At 74.1% G+C, this 25,267-nt stretch carries 8 protein-coding genes (1 of these 8 only partly in view); all 8 read right to left on the bottom strand.

Annotated elements, in window-relative coordinates:
• Window positions 1-33: 33 nt before the first annotated feature.
• Tightly spaced (at most 38 nt apart), the 8 genes in view from ACIRFH_RS19625 to ACIRFH_RS19590 form a layout consistent with a single transcriptional unit that may run on beyond the window.
• Window positions 34-435 carry a DUF3224 domain-containing protein gene (locus tag ACIRFH_RS19625; protein ID WP_403522201.1) on the bottom strand — a complete coding sequence of 134 codons (402 nt, stop codon included), beginning with the start codon at window positions 433-435 and terminating at the stop codon, window positions 34-36.
• 38 nt (window positions 436-473) lie between these two features.
• On the bottom strand, window positions 474-1,703 hold the full coding sequence (locus ACIRFH_RS19620; protein ID WP_403522199.1) for a thioesterase domain-containing protein: 1,230 nt from the start codon (window positions 1,701-1,703) through the stop codon (window positions 474-476).
• A 29-nt stretch (window positions 1,704-1,732) separates the two neighbouring features.
• A complete protein-coding gene (locus tag ACIRFH_RS19615) occupies window positions 1,733-3,007 on the bottom strand; it encodes a beta-ketoacyl synthase N-terminal-like domain-containing protein (protein ID WP_403522197.1) in 1,275 nt (424 codons plus the stop codon).
• Window positions 3,007-3,255 carry a phosphopantetheine-binding protein gene (locus ACIRFH_RS19610; RefSeq protein ID WP_403522195.1) on the bottom strand — a complete coding sequence of 83 codons (249 nt, stop codon included), beginning with the start codon at window positions 3,253-3,255 and terminating at the stop codon, window positions 3,007-3,009. Before ACIRFH_RS19610 ends, ACIRFH_RS19615 begins: the two co-directional genes overlap by 1 nt.
• A gap of 37 nt (window positions 3,256-3,292) precedes the next feature.
• On the bottom strand, window positions 3,293-4,525 hold the full coding sequence (locus ACIRFH_RS19605; protein ID WP_403522193.1) for a hydroxymethylglutaryl-CoA synthase family protein: 1,233 nt from the start codon (window positions 4,523-4,525) through the stop codon (window positions 3,293-3,295).
• Window positions 4,522-4,782, bottom strand: a complete 261-nt coding sequence (locus tag ACIRFH_RS19600; RefSeq protein ID WP_403522191.1) for an acyl carrier protein — start codon at window positions 4,780-4,782, stop codon at window positions 4,522-4,524. Before ACIRFH_RS19600 ends, ACIRFH_RS19605 begins: the two co-directional genes overlap by 4 nt.
• Window positions 4,782-5,765 carry an LnmK family bifunctional acyltransferase/decarboxylase gene (locus tag ACIRFH_RS19595; RefSeq protein ID WP_403522189.1) on the bottom strand — a complete coding sequence of 328 codons (984 nt, stop codon included), beginning with the start codon at window positions 5,763-5,765 and terminating at the stop codon, window positions 4,782-4,784. The genes ACIRFH_RS19600 and ACIRFH_RS19595 overlap by 1 nt, the downstream gene beginning before the upstream one ends.
• Window positions 5,762-25,267: the 3' portion of an SDR family NAD(P)-dependent oxidoreductase gene (locus ACIRFH_RS19590; RefSeq protein ID WP_403522187.1), read on the bottom strand. It continues 168 nt past the right edge of the window; the window shows 19,506 of its 19,674 coding nt (coding positions 169-19,674); the start codon falls outside the window, past its right edge; the stop codon is at window positions 5,762-5,764. Before ACIRFH_RS19590 ends, ACIRFH_RS19595 begins: the two co-directional genes overlap by 4 nt.

Raw genomic sequence — 25,267 nt, 5'->3', positions numbered from 1 at the left:
CTCAACTTTGCGCGGCCGGCCGGTCCGGCCGGCTCACTCGAAGGAGTAGTCGAGCCGGTAGGTGGCGTTGCCCGCCTCCTCGTGGGTGGCGGTGAAGCCCCCCGTGCCCGTCAGCCCGGCCAGCTCTCCCGTGCCGGAGCCGGGCACGACGGTCCAGGTGACCTCGGCCGTGTCCCCGGTCAGCTCGCCGGTGTGCTGGAGCACGAAACTGCCGGACCTGCCGTCGAGGCGTCCCACGATCTGCTCCAGCCCGACGAACGTCGTGGAGTCCTCCGTGCGGTAGAACATCACGTACTGCTGTACCCCGTCGCCCTCGATGGCCCCGGTGTAGGAGTACGCGATGGCCGAGCTCGTCAGTTTCCTGCCGTCGGCCTCGGTGAAGTCCTTCTCGTCCCAGCTCTTCAGAACCCGGGTGCCGGTGGCGTTCTGACCCATTCTCTTCCCCTTACAGATACTGGCAGTTGCCATGTTCCTCAGCGGCGCCCGCCGGGCGCCTCGGGCCGCCCCTCAGCATGCCCTGTCGATCCGTTCTGCGCGAACCAGTCGCGCATACCACCCTCGATTCCCGCCACCTGCCTCCAGATCAGTCCGTCGCGCAGTACATAGGCTCCGAACCCGAGTTCCTGCTCGCCCCGTACGCTCATCACCGCGCGCATGAAGATGGTGTCCTCGCTGTGGGTGTACTCCAGCAGCCGCTCGTACCTGGCCTGAATGTCCATGTACCGGCCGAAGGTGTCCCTGATTTCGTCGAAGCCGTTGAGGATGCCCTGGAAGCGGACGACGGTCGCCTCCCGATGGTAGGTCTCCATCAGCCCGTCGATGTCCTTGTTCTGCAGGCATTCGATCTGGCGCACGAAGATGGGGTGGCAGCCCGACAGGTCGAGGGTCGACATCTGTTTCTCCTTGGTTGGGTGTGGCGTGTCGTTCGGTGGTCTCGTGGGTGAGCGGTGGTCACACGGCCGGGCGACGGCACCCAGCTCGTCGCGGATCGTCGCGAGCGGTTCGCCGGCGGCCTCCCTGAGGTAGAAGTGGTCGCCCTCCACGACCCGCAGGGCGAAGGCACCGCGCGTCGTGTCCCGCCAGCCCGCCATCTCGTCGGTTCCGACCTGGGGGTCCCGGGCGCCGACGAGTGCCGTCACCGGGCACGACAGCAGTCCCCCGGGCAGGGGCACATAGGTCTCGTGCATCTCGAAGTCGGCCCGCAGCGCGGTGGCGAACGCCTTCAGCAGGCCGGGGTGTTCGAGGATCTCCGGCGGCGTTCCGCCCATACGGGCCACGGCGGTCAGGAACTCCTCCTCCGGCAGGTCGTGCAGGGGAGGGAGGCGGGCGGGCAGGTGCGGGGCGCGGCGGGCGGAGACGAACAGGTGCAGGGGCTCGCCCCAGCCGCGCGCGGTGATCTCTCTGGCCGTCTCGTAGGCGACCGCCGCCCCCAGGCTGTGCCCGAAGAGCGCGAAGGGGCGGTCCAGCAGCGGCAGGAGGCCGTCGCACAGCGGTCCGAGCAGCTCGGCCATCCGACGGTACGGCTTCTCCCTCAGGCGCGTCTCCCGGCCGGGCAGCAGCACGGGGCGCACGTCGACCGAGGGGGCCAGACGCCGCTGCCAGGGCCGGAAGGCGGCCGCTCCGCCGCCCGCGTGCGCGAAGCAGAACAGCCGGACGCCGACGGTGTCCGCCCCGGCGCTGTCCGTGGTCCACGTCTCTCCCACGCTGGTGCCTTCCTTCCGTTGCCGGGCGGTCATCGGGCCCGGCCCGCGAACAGGACGGACGTCCCGACACCGCCGAATCCGAAGCCGTTCGACAGGGCGTAGGAGACGTCCGCCGGCTCGGCGCCCCGACCGGCGAACCGCAGGGCCGGTTCGACGGGCCGGCGCAGATGGACGTTGGGGTGGACGAACCCGCTCCTCATCTGCACCACGGTGGCGACAGCCTCCACCACCCCCGCGGCGTGCAGACAGTGGCCGGTGAGCGCCTTGGTGGCATTGATCAGCGGCCCGCCGGGGCCGGCCCCGAACAGCCGCCGCAGGGCCGCGGCCTCGGTGCGGTCGCCCAGCACGGTACCGGTGCCGTGGGCATTGACGTAGTCGATCTCCTCGGGAGACAGACCGGCCATCCGCAGCGCCGCCGCCATCACCCTGAACTCGCCGTCCTCGTCCGGATCGGCGAGGCTGTTGCCGTCTAGGGCGAGGCCGTAGCCGGCGACCGCGGCCACGACGGGCGCCCCCCGCAGGCGGGCCGACTCCTCCGTCTCCAGCACCAGGGCCGCGCAGCCCTGGCCGGGGACGGTCCCGGTGCCGTCCTCGTCGAAGGGCGCGCACACGGCGGGGCCCGTGCCGTCGCCGCCGTCCGCGATCACGCCCAGGTTGAACAGCGCCTGCCGCTCCAGCTCGGACAGTTCGGAGACGGCGCCGACGACCAGGCAGACGTCGACGGCCCCCAGCGCCAGCAGCCGGGCGCCGGTGATGATGCCGACGTTCCCGCTGGCGGAGGCGCCGCCCACGGTGCAGCCCTCGCCCGTGATGCCGAGCACCTGGCTCAGTACACCGACATGGTCGGTGTCGAGCAGGTGCAGCGCGGCGCGGCCGGGGACGTGGGAGCGGCCGGACCGCAGCTTCGGGTACAGCCGCTCCGCATAGCCCCCGGTGAGGTTGCTGCCGGCCACGACCAGGCCGACGCGGTCCGGTGGCGGGACGCCTTCGCCGAGCCCGGCACGCTCCCATGCCTCGAAGGCGGTCGCCACGGCCACCTGCACACCCAGAGGGGCGCGACGGGCGGTCCGCAGCGCCTGCCGCCGCAGCCGTCCGGGCAGACCGCACCGCCGCTCCAGCGCCGCCGCGAGCTCGAAGTCCGCCAGTTCCGCGGTGACCGCGGGTTCGCCCGGCGCGGCGTCGGGGCACCGGACGGTCCCGGTGCGGCCCTCGCGCAAGGCCGCCTCGAAGGATCCGGTGTCGTCGGCGACGGGGGTGCGCACCCCCGTCCCCGTGATGACCGCCGCGGCCTCGGCCACGCGCATCACAGGTGCTTCCGCAGCAGGTCGACCAGGCTTCCGATGTCGGGGAGCCCCTGGAAATCGGCGACCGGCACGGAGATGCCGAGCTGCTCCAGCGTCAGGGCGATCACTTCGGCCCGGTCGATGCTGTTGCACCCCAGGTCCGCCATGGACGCCTCCCGGGTCACCTCCGCCGGGCCGATCTCGGGCACCACGGTCACGATGCTGGTCCGTACGGTCTCCAGAACGTCCGGCACAGAGTGCTCGTCCAACTTCCCTCGTCCTCCTCCTCGGCCGTCCCGGCCGACCTCATCGCCACGCATAGCGCCGGTGGTAGTCCTCCACCCCGGTCAGCACCAGCAGCCGGTCCGGCCGGCCGGGCGCTTCCAGGTACTCGGACCACTGCTCCACCTCGACCCGCCGCTCCTGCTGCGGCACGAGGCACCGGCGGCTCTCCTTGAGCAGCCGGGTGTACTCCTCGAAGCCGATCACCCGCCGCGCGTCCAGCCGTTCACGGATCCGCAACCGGGCGAGTTCGCGGGCGGCGTCCGGCTGGACCACACCGCTGAGGAACTCGGCGGAACATCCCGAGCCGTACGAGAACAGCCCGACCCGCTCCGGCCCGCCGGGCGGTGCGTTGTCCACCGTGGACGCGAGCGCGAGGTACACCGAGCCCGAGCAGAGGTTGCCCACCGTCCGTGGGTAGGCCAGGGACGGCGCGACCCGGCGCGCGAAGTCCGCCGCCACCTCGTCGGGAGCCGCGCCGGTCCGCTCACGCATCATCTTCCGGTGGGCGGCCCTGACCAGTCCGGCGAAGGGCGTGTGCAGTACCAGGCGGTCGAACGTGGTGGCGAAGTCGGCGCCCTCGACACGGTCTGTGTAGTCGGCGTAGCTGTGCGACAGGCAGTCGAGGTAGGCGAAGAGCGAGCGATCGGCGTCGGCGATGTCCAGGTCGGGCCGGGGCCGGGCCGAGTCCAGCGTCTCGTGGCTGTGCAGCCCGAACGCGCCCGGGTCCAGCGCCATGATCCGCGGATCGTTCCCGATCAGGAGGGCGGCGGCGCCATGCCCCGTGGCGGGCTCGGCGTACTCCGCGTACTCGTCGACCACGGCGACATCGGTGGCGATCACCAGGGCCTTGGCTCCGGGCGACATGCCGGAGGACAGGTATCCCGCCGCGAGTTGCATCGCACCGGTCGCCGCGTAGCAGGCCTGCTTGGCCTCCATGACCCGGCACCCGGCGGGCAGTCCGAGATGACGGTGCACATACGAGGCGACCGACTTGCTGTAGTCGACACCGGACTCGGTGGAGGTGACGAGCAGTTCGACGCGGTCCCGATCGGCCGGGTCGAGCGCCTCGACGAGGGGGCGGGCGGCATTGACGGCGTTCGTGACCGGGTCCTCGAAGGGCAGTCCGACGGAGCGCCGCTCCATCATGAGATTGCCGAGCCGGGCCCGGTCCAGCCCCCGGCCGTCGAACAGGTCGGGCAGCGGGATCGTGGCCAGCCCGCAGTAGACGTTGAGTGCCTCGATGCCGACCGTCATGCCCGCACCGCCCTGCTCAGCCGGTCGACCAGCGCGTCGATGTCCGGGATGTCGCTGAAGGAGGACATCGGCTCGTCCACCCCGAGTCTGGCGGTGACGTCCAGGATGATCTCGATCCGGTCCACCGAGTCCGCGCCGAGGTCGCGCAAGTGCTTGTCCCCGGTGACCAGTTCGGGCGGCACGGTCGGCAGGATCGCGCCGATCGCGCGGCGCAGCGCCTCCTCCACACGCCGCCTCAGGCTTTCCTCGGGTTCCACTACTCCCCCTCCTCCGGGGCCCACAGCACGCGCTGCGTGCTGACGGCTATGAGCTCGTCCGTTCCCGCCACCCGCACCACCGTGTCCACGACCTCCTCGGTCGGGTCCGCGGCCCTGGCACGCACCGACACCCCGATCTCGAACTCGGTGCCGACGTCAGCGTTGCCGAGGAAGCACAGCTGCTGGTCGACGACGCGGCGCCGCAGGAAGGCCCGGTCGCCGCGCCCGAGTGCGTGCCACTGCCGCAGCACGGCCTGGTCGACGATCGAGAAGTAGGCGGCGAAGTAGACCAGCCCCACGCCGTTGAGGTCGCGGGTGACGTCGACGGTGTACCGGGTGGTGAACCCCTCGGCCACCGTCACGTACCGCTCGCCCGGCTCCTCCAGGAAGGTGAGGTGCCGCCTGGCCCGCCCGTACGCCAGGCGCGGCGAGTACGCGTCGGGCAGCCACGGCAGGTGCTCGTGGCGGAAGCCCGGCGGCGAGGAGAGCACCAGCCCGCGGTTGCTGTGCGCGTCCTGCCGGGCGATCCACCGGTTGAAGGTCTCCACCCGGAGCGTGCCGGCGGCGGGAGGCAGGTAGAACGCGTCGGGTTCCAGAGCGGCGGGCGGCATCCCTCCCGCCGTGGTCGAGGTGATCTCGTGGAGGGTGAGCACCGACTCGCTGCCGAAGCCGAAGGAGCGGGAGACCACGTCGAGTTCGTCGCCGAAGGTCAGGCTCCGCAGGTGGAACCCCCCGCTGCCGCGCACCCGGTAGTAGTAGAAGGCAAGGTAGGTCGGGGAGCCGGTGGCGTCGAGCGCGCCGAGGACGTCGGTGTCGCACAGCGCGCCGACCGTCTCCCACGTCCAGTCGCCCACCTGTCCGAGGAAGAGCGAGTTGTACCCGCACATGGCGGGTTTGACGGCGACCCGGCGGCGCACGGTGCTGGAGTCCAGCACCTCGAACGCCCGGGGCGCGGCCTGGTCCGCCGTGGTGTGCCGCGTCATCGCCGCCCCTCCCGCCGGTCCGTCCGGTCGCGCTCGGCCAGGAAGTCCGTCAGAATCCGGTTGAACCGTTCGGCCGAGGTCAGGCTGGGGAAGTGCCCGGCGTCCTCGAACTCCTCGTAGCGGACGTCGGGCAGGGTCCCGTGCAGCAGGTGCCCGGTCTTCAGCGGGACGACGGTGTCGTGCCGCCCGTGCACGATCAGCGCCGGGGCCCTGAGTCCGCCGAGTCTCGGCAGCAGGTTCGGCGCGGCGTCGAACTCGTCGAGGTAGCGCAGCCCGATCCGGCCGTCCAGGCTCTCGCAGCGCAGCAGCAGCCGCTCGAAGGCCTCCCGCCGCTCGGCCGTGCCCTCGGTGCCCGGCTGGGCGAGCAGCCGGTCGAAGTCCTCCCGCACCACGAGTTCGAGCCGGTTCATCTCGCCGCGGCGGTTGCCCACCTTGTACGAGCCGCCGATGAGCGTCACCGACGCCGTGCGGCGCGGGTGGCGCAGCGCGAACTCCAGCGCGGGCAGGGCACCGAAGGAGGCGCCGGCCAGGTGGACCGGTCCGCGCACGTCCAGGGCGTCGAGCGTGCGCCACAGGACGTCGACGAGGCCTTCGACGGACAGGTCGGCCGCGGCCGTGGTGGCCCCCACCCCCGCGTGGTGGACGCTGATCACCCGGTGCCGGTCGGCGAGCGCGGCGAACTGGGGGCCGAAGAAGCCCGCACCGATGTTGAACGGGTGGAGCAGGACGAGTGGGCTTCCCTCGCCCGCGGTGAAGGCTTCCGCCTCGCCCTCGGACAGGGCCACCACGTGCCGTTCCACGGCCGGCTGATGCTCCTTCAGTACGGCGTGGTTGTCGCTGAGCGGAGTGTGGCCCTCGTCCATGGCGGCCAGGACGTCGTCGGGGATGGCGTCCGCCGGCCGGTACTCCGCGCGCGCGGGGTGGGCCGCCGCCGCCTCCGCGTCGACCGGTACCAGCTCCGGTGCCGGACCGCCCTCGCGGACGGCCGCCACGATGCGCCGTCCGGCCTCCTCGGCCCTCTCCACCCCCAGTCCGACGGGGACCGCCAGGCGGATGAGGTCGCTCGCGCCGCCGTCGGAGGCGGGGGCCAGATGCGGCGCGGCCCGCACCCCGGTGTTCAGGTAGAGCCAGGACAGCCGGCCGGCCGTCCGGAACCGCGGTTTGCCGAGGGCGGGCAGCCCGGCCGTGTCCAGCAGGACGCAGTGGCCGGCGGCCGGGCCGAGGACCGGCAGCCCCGCGTCGTCCAGCAGCCGCCACAGGGCCCGCACCGCGGCCATGCGCTCGGCGACGCCCGCGGCGGCGCGCTCGCGGTCGGCGAGCGCGGCGGCGATCAGGCGCCGGTGGGCGGCGCCAGGCTCGGCACCGCGCAGCAGGACGTCCTCGCGCAGCCGGTCGGCCAGCGCGGGGTCGCGGGTGGCGACGAGGCCGCCGCAGTCGACACCGAAGTCCTTGGACAGGCTCATGGTCGCGGTGTCCGCCAGGCGGAGGATCTCGTCGGCGACGTCCCAGACCGTACGGCCCCCCAGGCCCTCCTCGTGGGCCACGGCGAAGGCCGCGTTCTCCAGCAGCCGGGACGCGTCCAGCACCAGCGGCACGCCGTGCGCCGTCGCGATCTCCCGCACCCGGCGGAGGTTGGCGAGCGAGACGGGGTAGCCGCCTCCGGCATTGGTGCTGAGCTCGACGCATACGAACGACACCCGGCCCGCGTTCGCCGCCAGGGCGCGGTCGAGTTCCCCTGTGTCCAGGTCGCCCTTGAACAGGAAGTCGGCGTCCGGGCGCGCGGCGGCCGGGACCCTGAGCGGGGTGAAGCCGTGGTCGAGCTGGCTGAGCGCCCAGGTCGGGAAGAGGGCGTTCTGGACGACCAAGCCGCGGCGGCCGGGCCAGCTGCGGCACAACATGGCTTCGGCGGACCTGCCCCGCATGGTCGCGACGGCGTGGGTGAACGGCAGTCCGGCGCCCTTCTCCAGGTCCACCGCCGCGTGCCCGTGTCCGGCGGCCTCGCGCAGGGCGTCCACCGCCTCGGTGACGTACGGGGCGTCCAGCTCGGACCAGGAGTCGGTGACGAGGTCGATCTCCACATCCGCGGAGTCCAGCCGCAGGGGGTTGTGGCCGTGGGCCGACAGCAGCCGCTCCCTGTCCCGCGCGGACCCGGCGGGCAGGGCGGGAGACGGCGCGGCGGGCCTGCGGGACGCCCGCGGTGCGGCGGCCGGGGCGGGAGCGGTGGCCGGGGCAGGCTCCGTGGCCCGGGCGGGCTCGGTGGCCGGCTCGGGAGCGGACACCGCGGCGCCGTCGTCAGACCGGCCCCGCACGTCCGGGTTCGCGATCATCAGAATGACTTCGGACACGTCCGTCGGGTCGGCGTCGGCGGGCCGGCACAGGTAGATCGGCAGATTGACCGGCCGGAACTTGTTCTTGAAGCGGAAGTTGCCCTCCCCCGTGAAGACGCCTCGCGAGCGCAGCTCCGACAGGGCCCGCTCCGCCTCGGGATCGGCGTTCTCGGAGTCGCCGAACCGCACGCCGAGGCTCGCCCCAAAGCTGAGCAGGGAAAGCCCCTCGGCGACCAGCAGCCCGATGATCCGGACGATCGTGAACTCCAGGGTCCCTCTGGGCGCCGTGCCGGAGTAGAACTCCAGGTCCAGCAGGTAGCCGTTCTCGGACGGAATGCGGGTGACGATCACCGCGCTGTGCAGTTCGTCGCCCGCGAAGGTCAGGAACATCCGGTGGCGCTCACCGAGCACCCCGCGACGGATCTCCTCCCGCACCGTGGAGACGTACGGGTTGACCATGTCCTTGGTGGCGCACCATCCGTCGATCAGGCCGACGATCCGCAGGTCCGTCCCGGGATCGGAGCCGACCTCGTACTCGGCGGTCCGTGCTCCCTGCAGCCGCTCGAACCGGTGCACCAGATGGCGCACCCGCTGCATCCGCGAGCCCTCCAGGGAGAAGTCCTGAAGGTCCTCCAGCCGCTGCACGACACCGAACGGCGTGGCGCTGAAGGGCCGGTCCCCGACCCTCTCCAGACGGACCATGGACAGCAGGTTGGGCCTCAGTCCGTGGCGTTCGGCGTGCTCCGTCCACTCGGCCGCGAGCCGCGGCAGGTCCTCGCGGGAACCGACGTAACTCCAGGCCAGGAGGGAGTCGCCGCGCTGGGAGAAGTTGAAGTAGGCCGTGCGGCGCGAGCCCAGGAAGATCAGCGGCGCGATGTCGCGGCCGGGCAGGCCGCCCTCCTTCGCGTGCCGGCGGTCGAGGTCCGCGATGAGCGCGGCGGTGGCGGGGTCCGACTCCAGGTCACGCTTGGCGACCACGGCGGGGCCGGCTCCGGGAGTCCCGGCCGGCAGCTTCTCGGCCAGGTCGGCGCCGGCCGGGGCGGCGGGGGCCGCGGCCGGCGCCGCCAGCGCGGCGAGGACTTGGGCGCCCTGGGCGGCGTACAGATGGTCCGCCAGCCGCTGTGCGGTCGGGTGGTCGTACAGGAGTGTCTTGGGCTGGGAACCGACGCGCTGTTCGAGGGCTACGACGGCCTTCAGCATCTCGAACGAGGTGAAGCCCTGCTCGGCGAAGGGCCGCGCCGGGTCGAGGTCACGCCCGACGGCGGTGGCGAGCACCGCGGTGAGCACCCGCGCGAGCCGTTCCCGGTCCTGTACGCCAGTGGGCTCCGCGGGTTCCGCCGACTCCGGCGCCTCGTGGGGACGCGGTTCGGGAACGGCCGTGGGAGCAGGGGGAGACGGTGGCTGCGGTGCCGGGCCCGCCAGCCGGTCCACGACGACCCGGGTCAGGCGCTCCACGGTGTCGTGCTCGTAGAGTTCCGCCGCCTTCAGGTCCAGGCCGTAGGTCTCGTTCAGCAGGCGTACCAGGTCCATCCGGAAGATCGAGTCGAGACCCAGGTCGGCGAAGGGCACGTCGGCGGGCAGGCCGGACTCCGGGGTGCCCAGGATCTCCGCCAGCCGCGCGGTGATCGTGGCGGTCACCGCCTCGTCGGCGGGACGGCGGGAGACCGGTGCGGCCGGCACTCCGGCGGAGCGCGCGGAGGCGGTGGACACGAGGCCCGGCGGCGCGGGGGCCGGCAGCGGCCTCTCGGCGTCCGCCTGCGCGGACGGTGCGGCGGCGCTGTCCAGGGGGGTCAGCCGCACCTTGCTGCGGCGCGGTGCGGCCTGCGGCTCGGCAGGCCTCTGGGGCGGTTCGATGGCGGCCTCCTGACGCTGTCGTGACGGGGTGGGGGTGAACCAGTGGCGGGTGCCGGCGAGCGGAAAGCCCGGCAGCGGGACACGGCGGGGCAGCGGCCCGGTCCACAGGCGCTCCCACTCGACCTCGGCCCCGCGGACCCAGGCGCGGGCCAGCTCGTCCAGGTCCTCGTCACCGGTGACGGGCGGCGCGTCGGGCCGTGCCGTTCCACGGTGGACATGGGTCGGATGGTCGCCCCGTGCCGCCGCGCCGAGAGCCCGCACGAGCTCCGGTACGTCCCGTGCCACGACGGCGAGCCGTTCGGGCCACTCCTCGCGTCCCGTCTGCAAGGTCCTGGCCACCACGGCGAGATCCGGGCCCCGGCTCTCCAGATGCCGGGCGAGCCGCTCGGCGTACGCGGCCAGCCGGGGGGCCGACGGGGCCGACAGCACCACCAGCCGCGGGCCGCCGTCCTCCGGGGCGGGCGGCGGGGGCGGGGCGGACTCCAGGACCACGTGAGCGTTGGTCCCGCCGAAGCCGAACGAGCTCACGCCCGCGATCCGTACGGGAGTCCCCCCCGGACCGGGCAGCGCGTTCCACTCGGCGGTCTCGGTGCTGATCCGCAAGGGGGTTCCCTCCAGGCGGATGTGCGGGTTGAGGCGGTCGAAGTGGAGGGTGCGCGGCAGTGTGCCGTGCTCCATGCTCAGCAGGACCTTCAGCAGGCCCGCCATGCCCGCCGCCGCCTCCAGGTGGCCGATGTTGGTCTTCACCGAACCCACCGCGATGTGCGGACTCCCGCTCCCGGGCATCTCCCGGCCCCGGTCGGCGTAGAGGGCGGCGAGGGCCCGCTTGAGCCCCTCGATCTCCACCGGGTCGCCCAGCCCGGTCCCGGTGCCGTGCGCCTCGACGTACCCCAGCGTGTCGGGATCGGTGCCCGCCCGGCGGTGCGCTTGGAGGACGACCTGCGCCTGAGCCTCGGGGTTGGGCACGGTCAGCGAGCCCGACCGGCCGCCGTGTCCCACCGCGGTGCCGGTGATCACGCCGTACACGTGGTCTCCGTCGGCCACCGCGCGGTGGAGCGGTTTGAGCAGGACGACGCCGCACCCCTCGCCCCGGACGTAGCCGTCCGCGGCGGCGTCGAAGGTCTTGCACCGGCCGTCGGAGCTGAGCATCCCCGACCGGTGGAAGGCCGTGAACAGCGCCGGGCTCAGCAGGACGCCGACCCCGCCCACGAGCGCCTGGTCGCACTCCCCCGCGGCCAGGGCGCTCACGGCGCGGTGGACGGCGACGAGCGAACTGGAGCACGCGGTGTCCACGGACTCGCTGGGACCGCGCAGGTCCATCAGATACGACACCCGGTTGGCGAGCACGGCGTGGGCGACGCCCGAGGCGGAGTGCGCCTCCACCGGGACCCCGTTCCTGGCCAGCAGGTCCGCGTAGTCGGAGGTCGACACGCCCGCGAACAATCCCGTGGCGGTCCCGGCCAGTTGCGAGGACCGGTACCCGGCGTCCCAGACGGCACGCCAGGACGTCTCCAGGAACAGGCGCTGCTGCGGGTCCATCAGCTCGGCCTCGCGCGGCGCGATGCCGAAGAGTTCCGCGTCGAAGCGGTCGACCGCGTCCAGGAAGCCGCCCCGCAAGCCCGCGGCTTCGGGGTGCCGGAGCAGGTCGGCGCGGTCCTGGGGCACGGCCGTCACCAGGTCCCGGCCCGCCACCAGGTTGTCCCAGAACGCGGCGGTGTCGGGGGATCCGGGCAGGACGGCGGCCATGCCCACCACGGCGACCTCGTACCGCTGCGCCGCGGACCGCGGGCCGGGACCGGCCGGCTCCGCGGACCGCTCCGGCCGCCTCGGTGCGGGGGCGACCGTCGGCTCGGCGGACTCCTCCGGGCTCACCGGTTCGGCCGGCTCCGGCGGTTCGGTCGGTTCAGCGGGCAAGGGCCGGATGTCTTCGCTCACTTCCGCGCGGGCGCGGGAGAGCTCGGCCGCGTGGTTCTCGCGGAGGTAGGCGGCGAACGAGGCGAGGTCCACGCACTCGAAGAGCACGGTCGGCAGCAGGTCCAGGCCGTAGGTCTCGTTGACCAGGACGATCAGCTCGGTCAACGTGATGGAGTCGAATCCCAGCTCCAGCAGCTGTGCCTCCATGTCGACGTCGTCCGGCCCCACCATCAGGAAGTCCGCGGCGGCGGTGCGCAGCAGCCGTTCCACGTCCATCGGCGGTTCACCGGACGCCGCGGTCCGCGGCTCGGGGCTCCCGGCCGGCGCCCCGCTCCCGGTACGCGCTCCGTCCCGCTCGTCGTCCCCGCCCGGGACGGTCTGGACGACGGTGACGCACGGCTCCCGGACCGTCAGGGCGACGGCGAGGGCGCGCAGCCCGTTGGCCGTGCTCATCGGCTCCATGCCCCACCTGCGGGCGAGGATCTTCTCGGTGGCCTCGTCGACGGTGATGCCGCCCTCCGCCCAGAGCGGCCAGGCGATCGAGACGGTACGCCCGGCGCGGAGGCCGGCGGTGCGCCGCTGTTCCCGCTGCCGCGCGAACTCGTCGAGGAAGGCGTTGGCGTAGGCGTAGTCGAGCTGCCCGGGATTGCCGCTGTAGGCCACGACGGAGGAGAACAGCACGAAGAAGTCGAGCGGCTGCCTCTCGGTCGCCTCATCCAGTTCCGCGGCCCCCAGCACCTTGGGCGCGATGACGGCATCGACGTCCTCCCGAGTCTTGGCCACGGCCAGGGAGTCTCGGGTGACACCCGCTGCGTGCACCACGCCGTGGATCGGCCCGTACTCGCCGGTCACCTCCGCGACCAGCCGCCGGACGTCCTCGCCCCGGGACACGTCGGCCCTGACGTAGCGGACCGTGGCGCCGGATCCGGACAGGTCGTCGACCTGGCGTCGGCGGTCCGCGTCCAGCGGGGAGCGGCCGACCAGCAGGACGTTGACGGGTGCCTGCCCGGCCAGGAAGCGCGCGACGTGCAGCCCCAGGGCTCCCGCGCCCCCGGTGACCAGGTACGTGCCACCGGAGCGCAGGGGCAGGGCGTTCGGTTCACCCGGGTCGAGGTCCGTCAGGACCCGGACCTGGCGCTCCCCGCCCCGGTACCTGACGTCCTCCGCCCGGCCCGGCCGGCAGCCGCGCAGCTCCTGCAGGAGCCGGGCGGCCCGCAGTTCGGGAGCCGCCAGCGCGTCCCCGCCCTCGAAAGCGACGGTGACCCCGCCGAATCCGCTGCGCTCCAGCGCCACGCTGCGCAGGGCGGCCCCGACGGCGGCGTCGTACGCCCGGGAGGACGGGGTGGGTGCGGTGTACCCGAACACCACCCGCAGTTCGCGCGCGGCGGGAGTCGCCGCCAGGAAGGGGATGAGGACGCCGAAGAGGGTGTGGAAGCCCCGTTCGAGATGCCCGGTCAGCTCACTCGCGGCGTGTCCCGCCGGTCCCTCCGGCGCGGAGCAGACCACGGCGTCGGGGACGGTGCCGCGCTCGGCCAGTTCGGCGGCCAGACGGCGGCACTGCTCGGGGTCGGCCGGATCGAGGTGGTAGCCGCCGCCGTGCCGGCCGTGCAGGGCGCCGGGCACAACCGTGATCACGTTCGCGCCCTCGGCCGTGAGCTGCTCGGCGAGTTCCGCGGCGATGCGGCCGTCCCGGTCGACGACCAGGACCGTGGACGGAACGGCGCCTTCCGCGTTCTCCAGCGGGGACGCCTGCCAGTCCGGCCGCCCGAAGCGGCACCGCCCGCTTCCGCCGGGGGGCCGAAGGCGGTCGCCGGTTTTCCCGGTTGTCGGGGCGTCTGCGGTGTCGGTGGGCACTGCGGCTTCTGTGGCCTCCGCAGGCAGTTCGGGCGCGGTGCCGGTTCCGGGCGCGGTGCCGGAGCCGGGCAGCCAGTAGCGACCGCGTTCGAAGGGGTAGGTGGGGAAGGCCACGCGCCGCGGGCGGGGGCCGGACCACAGCGCCGGCCAGTCGACCTCGGCGCCGGTCACCCATGCCCCGGCCGCCGCGAGGGGGTCGTCTCCCCGCCACTGGCGGAGCGCGCCCCGCGCCGCCGTGCCCGTCCGCACGCGGGAGGAGGGCCGCCCGTCGGCGAACAGCCTCAGCGCGTCGGCGAGTACGTCGAGCCCGTCGGCCACGACGGCGAGCCGCTCGGTCATCTCCCGCCGCCCCGTCTGGCTCGTCCAGGCCAGGTCGCGCAGCCGGAGCCCGTCCCGCGTCGCGCCGTCCACGAACGACGCGACGCGCCCGGCCAGTTCCCGCAGCCGTTCCGGGTCGCGGGCGGACAGCAGGAAGACGTGCTCCTCGCCGTCCGGCTCCTCCGCGTGCTCCGGTGCGCCCTGTGCCCCAGGGTCCGTCTGGTACTCCTCGACGACGAGGTGGACGTTGGCGCCGCCCGCGCCGAACGAGCTGACCCCGGCGCGCCGCGGGTGCTCCCTCTCCTCCCCGTCCTGCTCCAGCACCGGGCGCGGCCACTCGTCGAGGGTGGTCTGGGGTACGAACGGCGTCGTCTCGAAGCCGATCTTCGGGTTGATCCGTTCGAGGTCGGCGTTCGGGACGATCCGGCCGTGGCGGAGCTGGAGCAGCACTTTGGTCAGCCCCGCGATGCCCGCCGCGCCTTCCAGATGACCGATGTTGGACTTCACCGACCCGACGGCGCACCGTCGGCCCTCCCACTCCTCAAGCCGCTCGGCGCCGCCGAAGGCCCTGGTGAGCGCGGCGATCTCGATGGGGTCCCCCAGTGCGGTGCCGGTGCCGTGCGCCTCCACGTAGCCGATCGTGCGCGGAGGGACCCCGGCCCGCCGCAGCGTCTCGCCGACGAGGGCGGACTGTGCGTTGGGGTTGGGCACGGTGTAACCGCTGGTCTTGCCGCCCGCGTTGGCCCAGCTCGCCTTGATGACGCCCCAGATGGTGTCCCCGTCGGACACCGCGTCGGCGAGCGGCTTGAGCAGCACGGCCCCCACGCCCTCGCCGGGGACGTAGCCGTCCGCGTCCGCGTCGAAGGGCCGGCATCCGTCGCCGCCGGCCAGCATGTTCATCCCCGAGAGCGCCACGAGGTGGGCCGGGTGGAGGATCAGGTTGACCCCGCCCGCGATGGCCATACGGCACTCGCCCCTGCGGATGCTGTCGCACGCCAGGTGTACGGCCGTCAGGGAGGACGAGCACGCCGAGTCGACGGCGAAGCTCGGACCGGTGAGGTCGAAGAAGTAGCTCACCCGGTTGGCCACCGACCAGTACGCCGAGTGCGCGCCGCCGAACTCGCCCCTGGGCCACCCCTCGGCCGCGGCGATCTTCCCGTACGAGCCGTACATCAGGCCCACGAAGACGCCCGTCTCCGGCACTCGGTGGTGTGCGCCCAGGTAGCCCGTCTCCTCCAGCAGGTTCCAGCACGTCTCCAGGAAGAGCCGCTCCTGCGGATCGATGGCGGAGGCCTCGCGCGGAAGGATCCCGAAGAGCCCCGGGTCGAACCGGTCGACGTCGTCCAGGAAACCCGCCCACCGGCCGTACGTCGTGTGGGGGCGGCCGCGCCGGGGGGAGAAGTGCTCACGCCAGTCCCACCGCTCGGGCGGCACCTCGGTGACGCAGTTGCGGCCCTCGGCCAGGTTCCGCCAGAACGCGTCGAGGTCGGGGGCCTGGGGGTACCTGCCGGTCACGCCGACGACCGCTATGTCGCCGTCGGCGTGGAGTCCGGCAGTCCGCAGCAGGGCGGAGGACGGCTCGGCCGCCGGTGCCGCGGCCCGCTGCTCGTCGTTCCCCTCGCGTTCCCCGGTACCCGGTGTCTCCTGCGGGGACGGCAGCCGCTCACCGCGGGTGGCCAGCAGGTGGTCGGCCAGGCGCTCGATCGTCGGGTACTCGAAGAGCAGGGTCGCCGGCAGGTCCCCGAGGTCACGGGACATCAGGTCCACGATCTCGGCGCCGCTGAGCGAGTCCACGCCGAAGTTCTCGAACGTCTGCCGGTCCTGGAGGTCGTCCTCCTCGCACTTGAGCACCTGGACGAAGACGCGCCTGACGTAGGCCCGCGCCCGCCGGGACGCCTCCTCTCCGGCCGGTGCGCGCACGTCCTCTCCGGCCGGTGCGAGCACGGCCTGCTGACCGGCCGCCGGCCGGGAGCCGCCGGCCGCGGGTTCCCCGTCGGCCCGTCCGGCGAGCGGCATGCCGTGCTCGGCCATGCGGGACGGGTCGGCCTTGATGACCAGCGTCTGCCCGGCCCCGGCGCGCAGCGCGTGCGCCAGCGCCGTGAAGCCCTCGCCAGGCTCGATGGAGTCGACGCCGAGGTCCTCGAACGACCGCCGATGGCGTCCGTCCGCGACGGCGCCGACACTGCCCCAGTAGCCCCAGTTGACGACGGCCACGGGGAAGCCGGCACGGCCGCGCGCGTACCAGGCGTACGCGTCCTGGAAGGTCGCCGCCGCCGCGTAGTTGGCCTGCCCGGCCGCCGCGACGAACGAGGCCGCGGAGGAGAAGAGGACACAGAAGTCGGGCCGCTCGCCCTCCTGTTCCAGCGCCGACAGCAGCGCGGCGGCACCGGCCGCCTTCGGTGCCAGTACGTCGGTGAACTCGTCGTCCGTCATCCAGGCCAGGGACCTGTCCCGCAGAACGCCCGCCGCGTGCACCACCCCGTGCAGCGCCCCGAAGGAGCGCCGCGCCTCGGTCACCGCGGCCCGTACCGCCGCCGGGTCGGCGACGTCACCGCGCACGTAACGGACCTCGCCTCCCAGCTCCCTGATCTCCGCGCTCCTCGCGGCGACCTCGGGGGCGTCGGCGGGGCGGCGCCCCAGCCAGACCAGGCGTGCCCGGTGCTCGGACGCCAGTCGGCGGCCGACCGCGAAGCCGAGCCCGCCCGTCCCGCCGATCACCAGATAGGTGCCGCCGTCGCGGAAGGGGCCGTCCTCGCCGTCCGGCTCGGGCACCGGCTCGAAGATCCGCTCGTATCGCCGTCCGCGGCGCCACGCCACGACGGATCCGGCCGACTCGGCCGCGATCCGGACGGCGGCGTCCTGGGCGGAGCCGGCGTCCCCGTCGGCCCCGACGTCGACGCAGTGGACGCTCCAGGCCGGGTGTTCGGCCGCCGCGGCCCGTGACAGGCCGGTCAGGCCCGAGCCGTGCGGCCGTACCTCGTCCTCGTCCAGCGCGCGCAGCGTCCCGTGGACGACGAACTTCACGGTCAGCGGCCGACGGCGCACCGGGCCGTCCGCCGCCATCCGCCGGAGCAGACGGAAGGCGGAGAGGGTGACGGGGTCGCCGGACGGTCCGTCGGCGTCGCGCGGACCGGTTCCGGCGAGGAAGTAGAGGATGTCCGGCGGTTCCTGTCCCGTCTGCGGCAGGCGGTCGGCCCCGGACAGCGGGACGCGGACGAGTTCGTCCCCCGGATGCAGCGCCGCCAACGCGTCGGCGAGGGCGTCGTCGCCGTCGTCGTGGACGAGGACGACCCTGCGCCCGGACCCCGGGCCGGCGGCCGGCGCCTGCGGCGGGGCCGCCTCCCGCCAGCGCGGGCGGCAGACCATCAGCCGGTGGGCGGCGCGTTCGGTTCCGGGCCGCCCGGGGGCCGGAACCGGGTCCACCTCCCCCTGCGTGTCCGCGGGCGGCCCGGCCCAGTGCCTGGCTCCCGCGAACGGGTAGGTGGGGAGGGAGACGTTCCGCCTGGGGCGCCCGCCGTGGAGCCGCGACCAGTCGACGTCTTCTCCCCTCAGGTAGTCCTCGGCGAACCGCCGCAGCTCCTCGCCGTGCCGGTCCAGGGCGGGCGTACCGCCGGCCAGCACCGTCGCCGCCTGCTCCCGGACCTCCCGTACCGAGGCCGCCACCAGTGCGGTCCGCACGGGGAAGTGCGTGCGGGACATCGCCAGGGTCCGGGCCACGTCGCCGAGGTCGTGCTCCTCCGTGAGCGCGTCGGCCACCCGTCCCACCAGGCGGTGCAGTCCGTCGGCCGTCATGGCCGACACCGGCAGCACCACGGCGTTCCCACGGCCGGCCGCCCCGCCCGCCGGCGGGGGCGCCTCGGCCAGCACCACATGGGCGTTGGTGCCGCTGAAGCCGAAGCTGCTCACGGCCCCGAACCGGACGCCGGAGGGTCCCGCGTGCCACGGCACCGTCTCGGTAGGGACGCGCAGCGGGCCGTCCTCGAAGGAGATCTTCGGGTTGATCTCCTCGAAGCCGGGGGACGGCGGGATGACGCCCCGCCGCAGTGCGAGCACGGTCTTGAGGAAGCCCGCGATACCGGCGGCCAGGGTGGTGTGACCGATGTTGGCCTTCACCGATCCGACGTGACACGGGCCGGCCGCGGGGTCCCGCCGGCCGAAGACCCGGACGAGGGCCTTCGCCTCGATGGGATCGCCGAGCTGGGTCCCGGTGCCGTGCGCCTCGACGTAACCCACCTCGTCCGGGGACACGCCCGAGCGCGCGTACACCTCTTCCAGCAGCGCGGCCTGGGAGTCCGCGCTGGGCGCGGTGATCCCGTTGGTCCTGCCGTCCCCGTTGGTCCCCGTCCCCTTGATCACCGCGTACACGGTGTCTCCGTCGGCCAGGGCCCGCTCCAGCGGTTTGAGTACGACGGCCCCCACCGCCTCGCCGAGCACGATCCCGTCGGCCGAGGCGTCGAACGGGACGCAGCGGCCGGTGGGCGACAGCATGCCGGTGCCACTGGTCCACACGTGCATCCGGGGCGTGATCATGAGCGCCACACCGCCGGCCAGCGCCATGTCGCACTCACCCGAGCGCAGGCTCGACACGGCTTGGTGCACCGCCACCAGGGAGGAGGAGCACGCCGTATCGATGGAGACCGAGGGGCCCTTGAGGTCGAGGTGGTAGGCGATACGGGCGGCCAGGATCGAGGGCGAGTTGCCCAGGAACGCCTGGCCGACGCCGTCCGCGCCGGTGCGCTCCAGCAGGCTGAGGTAGTCACCCGCGCCCGAGCCGACGAAGACACCGCAGCGGGCCCTTTCGGGTCCGGGCACCGCGTACCCGGCGTCCTCCAGGGCCGACCACGCCTCCTCCAGGAACAGCCGCTGCTGGGGGTCCATCAGCTCCGCCTCCATCGGGGACAGGCGGAAGAAGGCGGCATCGAACCGGTCCACGTCCGGAAGCAGGGCGGCCCACTTGCTGTACGTGCGTCCGCGGGCCCGCCGGTCGGGGTCGTAGTGCCGCGCCACGTCCCAGCGTTCGGAGGGCACCTCGCGGATACTGCAGCGGCCCTCCGCGAGGTTGCTCCAGAAGGCGTCCAGGTCCGGGGCGTCGGGGAAGCGGCCCGACATGCCGATGACCGCGATGTCCACGGCCCCGGTGCCCGAGGCCTCCCGCTGCTCGCGCACGGGAGCAGGCTCGGGGCGCGACGGGGCGGGAGTTGCCGGGACGGGAGGGGACTGGGCGGGTGGGCCGGAGGGAACCGGCGCGAGGGTGACCGTCGGTGAGGGGGTGGCGGAGGGCCGGGCCGGTGCCGGTGCCTCCCTCCGCACGTCCGGCAGACGAACGGCCGGAGCGACGGGCTGCGCGGCCTGACCGGCGGGCCCCGAGACCCGAGCGGCAGACTCCGAGACCCCGGCCGAGGACACCGAAAACCCGGCGGCAGGCTCCGAAGCCCGGTCGGCGGAGCCCGCGGCTTGCGTCGCGGGGCTGAGCGCGGCGGTGTGCAGGGCGCGTACCCGGGCGGCTTCCGCCAGGGCGAAGTCGGCGAGCCGGTCGAGCGTGGGGTGGTCGTAGACGGCCACGGAGTCGAGCCCGAGGCCGAACCGCTCGTTGAGGTCGCGGACGATCTCGACGGCGCCCAACGAGTCGACGCCCATCTCGCTGAAGGCCAGGGCCGAGTCGATCTCGTCCTTGTCGAGGTAGAGATGCCCGCACAGGGTTTCCACCACCACGGCGACGACGCTCTCGCGATCCGGCCCCGCCGGCCGGTCCTGCGGCGCCGCGGGCATCGCCGCGGCGGTCGCGGGCGGCTCCCCTTCCGCGTAGTTCCGCACCCTGGCCGTGTGGTCCTGGACCCTGGCCACCGCCTCCCCGCCCAGCACCCGGGTGTGCAGCTCGGCCTCCTTCGCCACCGCCGCGGACAGTTCGCCCAGCGTGCGGTCCGCCAGTTCACGCTTGAGGGCCCGCACCGCCGCCGGGGGCCGGGCCGCGATCGAGCGCGCCAGGTCGAGCGCGGCGGGCAGGACCTCCTCCCGGGGCAGGAAGGTGACCTGAGCCCCCCTCCGCTCCAGCTCGGCACCGCTCACGGGCCTGGCCGAGTAGAACATCTCCGCGGCCATGGAACGCCCGAGGCGGCGCTCGAGGATGTAGGTGGCTCCCATGCCCGGGGTGAACCCGTAGTTCAGGAAGTTGGCCGCGTACACGCCCTCGCGGGCCATCAGCACGATGTCCGCGTGCAGGCCGAACGCCAGGCCGCCGCCTGAGGCGTGCCCCGACAGGGCGGCGATCACCGGGCGGTCGCAGCGCAGCAGCCCCTCGTAGAGGAACGGCACATCGGTGAAGCTGCCCTGCCCGCTCGCGAGTCGCTCCAGCGCCTCGGGCGTGCCGCCCATGCTGAACGCCTGACCCGCTCCGGTGAGGACGACCGCCTTGACGGCGTCGTCGGCGGCCAGCCGGGCGAAGGCGTCCTCCAGACCTCGCACGGTCTCCTCGGTGAACATGTTGCCGGTGGTCCGCATGACCACCAGGGCGACCCCGGGGTCGAGGACGCGCAGTTCGACGGGGGGCCCGTCATCGGACACACCGAGCACCGGCGGTTCCGGCACGGCGGCGGACCGGACCGCTCTCCTCCCGGCCTCGGCCGACAAAGTGGCGGCGGGCGGCCGCGGCTGCACCGGGCCGGTACCGCCGCGCCAGTTGCCGAGCCAGCAGCGCTCCTCGTGGAGCGGCGGGTGCGGCAGCGGGATGCGGCGGGGCGCCGGGCCGGTCCCGTGCGCGGCGAGTTCGTCCCACGGGACGTCGCTGCCCGCCACCCAGGCCGCGGCCAGCTCCCGCAGCCGCCCCTGGCGGTGGAGGTCCGCGCATGCCTCGCGGGACAGGTTCGCCCCGGTGGCCCGGTCCGCCGTCGGCCAGTGGTGGGAGTCGTCGGGGGTTTCACCGCCGAGGAACCTGTCGAGGCCCGCGCGCAACCGCGCGTGGCCCGCGGGCCCGGCGTCGAGCACGATCGCCATCCGGTACGGCAGCGCCGCCCTGCCCACCTGGAGGGTATGGATGAGGTCGCCGAGGCCGGTTCCGGTCCCGGCGTCCGCCTGCAGCCGTGCGGCCAGGCCGCGCAGCGTCGCGTCCGGGGCGCAGGCGTCGGGGGGTGGAGCCGCGCCGAAGCGCTCCTCGGCGCGGCGCGCCAGTTCCCGCAGGGTGGAGGCGTCCATGCCGAGGTCGCCCAGCGGGGCGTCCGGGTCCGTCTGCGCGGGGTCGATGCCCAGCAGCTCCGCGGCCAGCACGGTCAGCTCCGCCGTCGCCGGGGCCGGCGCGGATCCGGGCACGTCGGAGGCGGGTCCGTCCAGGTGGGCGCGCAGCCGTGCGGCGTATGCGCGCAGGGATGCCTCGTCCCGCGCCGAGAGGACGAAGAGCCGGGGACGGTCGGCGCGGTCGCGCGGTCGCGGTACGGCGGGCCGGTACTCCTCCACCACCAGGTGGACGTTGGCCCCGCCGGCCCCGAAGGCGCTGACGCCCGCGCGGCGCGGCGAACCGTCCGGCGGCGCCGACCACGGGGCGCGCTCCGTCTGGATACGGAACGGCGTTCCGTCGAGGTCGAGGTGCGGGTTCGGCTCCTCGGCGTGGAGCGAGGGGACGAGCGTGCCGTGCCTCATTTGCAGCAGCACCTTGGTCAGTCCGGCGATCCCGGCCGCCGACTCCAGGTGCCCGATGGAGGACTTGACCGACCCCACGGCGCAGCCGCCCGGGGCCAGACCGACGTCCTCGAACGCCTTGCGCAGCCCCTCGGCCTCCACGGGGTCGCCCAGGGCCGTGCCCGTGCCGTGGGCCTCGATGCAGCCGACGGTGCCCGGGGCGGCGCCGGACCGCCGCCATGCGTCCCGGATCAGCGCGGCCTGCGAGTCGGGGCTGGGAACGGTGAACCCACTGGTCCGCCCGGTGTGGTTGGTGGCGGTCCCCCGGATCACGCCGAGGATGTGATCGCCCTCGGCCTCGGCGCGGCGCAGCGGCTTGAGCAGGACGGCGCCCACGCCCTCGCCGGGCACGTACCCCGTGGCGCCCTTCCCGAAGCTGCGGCAGCGTCCGTCCTCGGCGAGGAATCGGCCCTGCGCCAACTGGAGGTACTTCTGCGGGTGGATGGTGACGTTCACCCCGCCGGCCAGCGCCATGGTGCTCTCCCCGCGGCGGATGCTCTCCACCGCGAGGTGCACGGCCATGAGCGACGACGAGCAGGCCGTGTCCACGGCCAGGCTCGGCCCCGTCAGGTCGAAGCAGTACGAGACACGGTTGGCCACTGCGGCGTGCATGGCCGTCGGCGCCACGCCCTGCTCCTCGAAGAGCTGGTAGTGGTTCCACATGACCCCGGCGAAGACCCCGACGGTCTCGCCGGACAGTGCCTGCGGCGGGTAGCCCGCGTTCTGCAGCGTCTTCCAACAGGTGGTCAGGAACAGCCGTTCCTGGGGGTCCATCCGCTCCGCGTCCCGCCGCGATATCCCGAACAGCGCCCGGTCGAACCGGTCCACGCCGTCGAGGAAACCGCCCCACCGGCTGTATGTGGTGCCCGGACCGGCCGCCTCGGCATCGAAGTAGGCGCTGTGGTCCCAGCGGTCGGCCGGGATCTCCGTGATGCAGTCGCGGCCCTCCAGGAGGTTCCGCCAGAACGCGTCGACGTCCGGTGCCTGCGGGTAGCTGCCGGCGATGCCGACGATCGCGACGGGGCCGGGGTCGTCCGGAACCGCGCCTAGCGACCGCACGTCCCGGACGCGATCCGCGGCGGCCGCGCGCGCCCCCGCCGTGCGGGGGACGGCGGGCCGGGGCAGGGCTCGCCTCACCCCTTCCGCGGACCCGTGGACGGCGACCACCGTCCCTTCGGGCCCGGACAGCACGCGGTCCAGCAGGGCGAGCCCCTCGTCGGTGGGCATCGGCCAGGTCCCGAGCGCCGTGCGAGAGTGCCGCACCGCCTCCGGGGTCAGCCGCATGCCGCCTTCGGCCCACATCGGCCAGGCGATGGCGTAGGTGCGTCCCGGCCGGTCCGGGCGAGACGCCCGTTGCTCGGCGAAGTGTTCCAGGAAAGCGTTCGCGAAGGCGTAGTCGCTCTGCCCCGTGTTCGCCTGGGAGGCGGACAGCGATGAGTACAGGACGAACAGTTCCAGGGAGTCGTCGGCGGTGGCGGCGTCGAGATGCAGCGCTCCCAGCGCTTTCGGCGCCACCACGTCGGCCAGGGCCTCGGGCGTCTTGTTCCGGAACAGCGCGTCCGCCGTCACGCCCGCGGTGTGGAAGACGCCGTCGATCCGGCCGTACAGGTCGCGTACGCGGCGGAGCGCGTCCTCAACGTCCGTGCGGCGTGTGACGTCGGCCCTCAGGTACTCCACCTCGGCTCCGAGGGAGCGCCAGCGCGCCATGCGCTCCCGCAGCTCTTCGGGTGCGGGCCGGCGCCCGAGGAGGGCGATCCTCGCCCGGTGGGCGGCGGTGAGGTGTCCGACCAGGACGGAGGCGAGGCGGCCGGAGCCGCCGGTGATCACGTACACACCGCCCTCGCGGAGGGCCGGCCGCTCCGGCGGCGTCGCCGGTTCGTCCCCGGTGGGCCGGAACGCCCGCACCTCGCGCACGCCGCGGACGTGCCGGACCTCGGGTGTCCCCGCGGACGCGCGCAGCTCGCGCGCGACGGCGTCGGCCACCCCTTCCGCACTCCAGGCGCCGACGCCGACGGCGCGGCAGTCCAGGTCCGGGGCCTCGGCCGTCAGGCACCGGGCGAGAGCGCCGACGGCGAGGTGCGCGGCGGACGCTTGGCCGTCCGCGCGGTGGACGGAGAACAGGGCCCGGCGCTCCCCGGGCCACCGCTCGGCCAGGGCCTTGGCCAGCCGGAGGACGGCCATGGCGGGGCGGGCAGGATCCGGCTCCCCGGACCCGGGGCCGAGCACGACGCACGCCGCCGGGCGGATCCCCTGGGCGTCGAGTTCCTCCCACAGCCGTTCGGGCCGCCCGGCCCCGTCCGGGCCGGCCTCGACGACCCGGCCCCGTCCGCCCAGGCGGGAGCGCAGCTCCTGCGCGGTACCGTCGGGGCCCGCCGGGCCGTCGCCGGTCCCGAACAGGACGATGTCGCCCTCCGGGAGTTCCCCGGCGGTGTCCGGGGCGGGGGTCCACTCCGGCCGGAACAGTCCGGTCGTCCCGGGCTCAGCGATCTCCTCGGTGGTCTCCTCGGCGTCCCCGCGGGTGTCCTCGCCGGGTGCGCGGTAGGCGTGGGTGCCGCCCAGGTGGGCCGCGAGGCTGTCGATGTCCGTGAACTCGAAGAGGAGCGTGGGGTAGAGCGTGCCGCCGGCCGACTCCTCCAACTGCCGGCTGATGCGCACCATGTCGGCGGAGTCCAGGCCCAGTTCGTAGAAGCCGGTGTCCGTGCTCACCCGCGCGGGATCCGTGCCGAGCGCCCGGCCGACGAGCAGGCGCAGCCGGGCCGTGAAGGCCGCCACCGCGTCCGGTGACGGTTCCGGGGCGGCGGCCGGCGGCCGGGCGGGGACAGAATGCTCTTCCGGGGCGGCGGCGGTCTCGGCGGCGGGCACCGACGCCGCTCCGGGCGCTTCCAGCAGCTTGGTGATCAGTCCCGGATGGCGTATGCGCTTGCAGGTCAGTCCGGTGAACTCGGCCAGCAGGTAGCCCTGTTCGTCGTAGAGGCCGTAGTCGTTGCTGATGACGTCGCCGGAGGCGGCCAGCCGCTCCCGGCGCGGCGCGTACAGCAGCACACTCCGGCCGAGCGGGCGCAGGGCCCGGAACCGGTCGATGTAGACGGGGATGAACGGGTCCCGGGACGCGGCCTCGGTCTGGCCGTACGCCGCGATGGTGGAGGCGTCGAGCAGCGCGGGGTGCAGCAGGAAGCCGTCGATCCCGGCCACCGAGGGGTCCACGGCCAGCTCCGCGAGGAGGTGGTCGTCACCGACGTGGACGGTGCCGTGGCAGGCCATGGCGGCGCCGTGCCGGATCTCCTCGGCGCGGGCCCGCGCGTACAGCTCCGCCATGTCGTAGCTGCGCACGGCGCCCTCGCGCAGAGCCACGAGGTCCAGCGGGCCGCTGCCCGGACCGCCGTCCGGGGCGCCGTCGAGGCGGAGGATCGCCTGAAGGTTCTCCCGCCACGGCGAGTCCGGGGCGCCCAGCCTCCGGCTCTCGGCGCGGACGGCGCGCGTCCCGTCCGCGCCCGGCGGGGAGACGGTGAAGCGGATCTCGCGGTCCGCCCCCGGTGCCGTGACCGCGGCCTCGTGGAACAGGATCCT

The sequence above is a fragment of the Streptomyces sp. NPDC093586 genome (genome assembly GCF_044764905.1).
Lineage (GTDB): Bacteria > Actinomycetota > Actinomycetes > Streptomycetales > Streptomycetaceae > Streptomyces.
The sequence above is the reverse complement of the archived record's forward strand: the minus strand, read 5'-3'. Positions and strand labels throughout refer to the sequence as shown.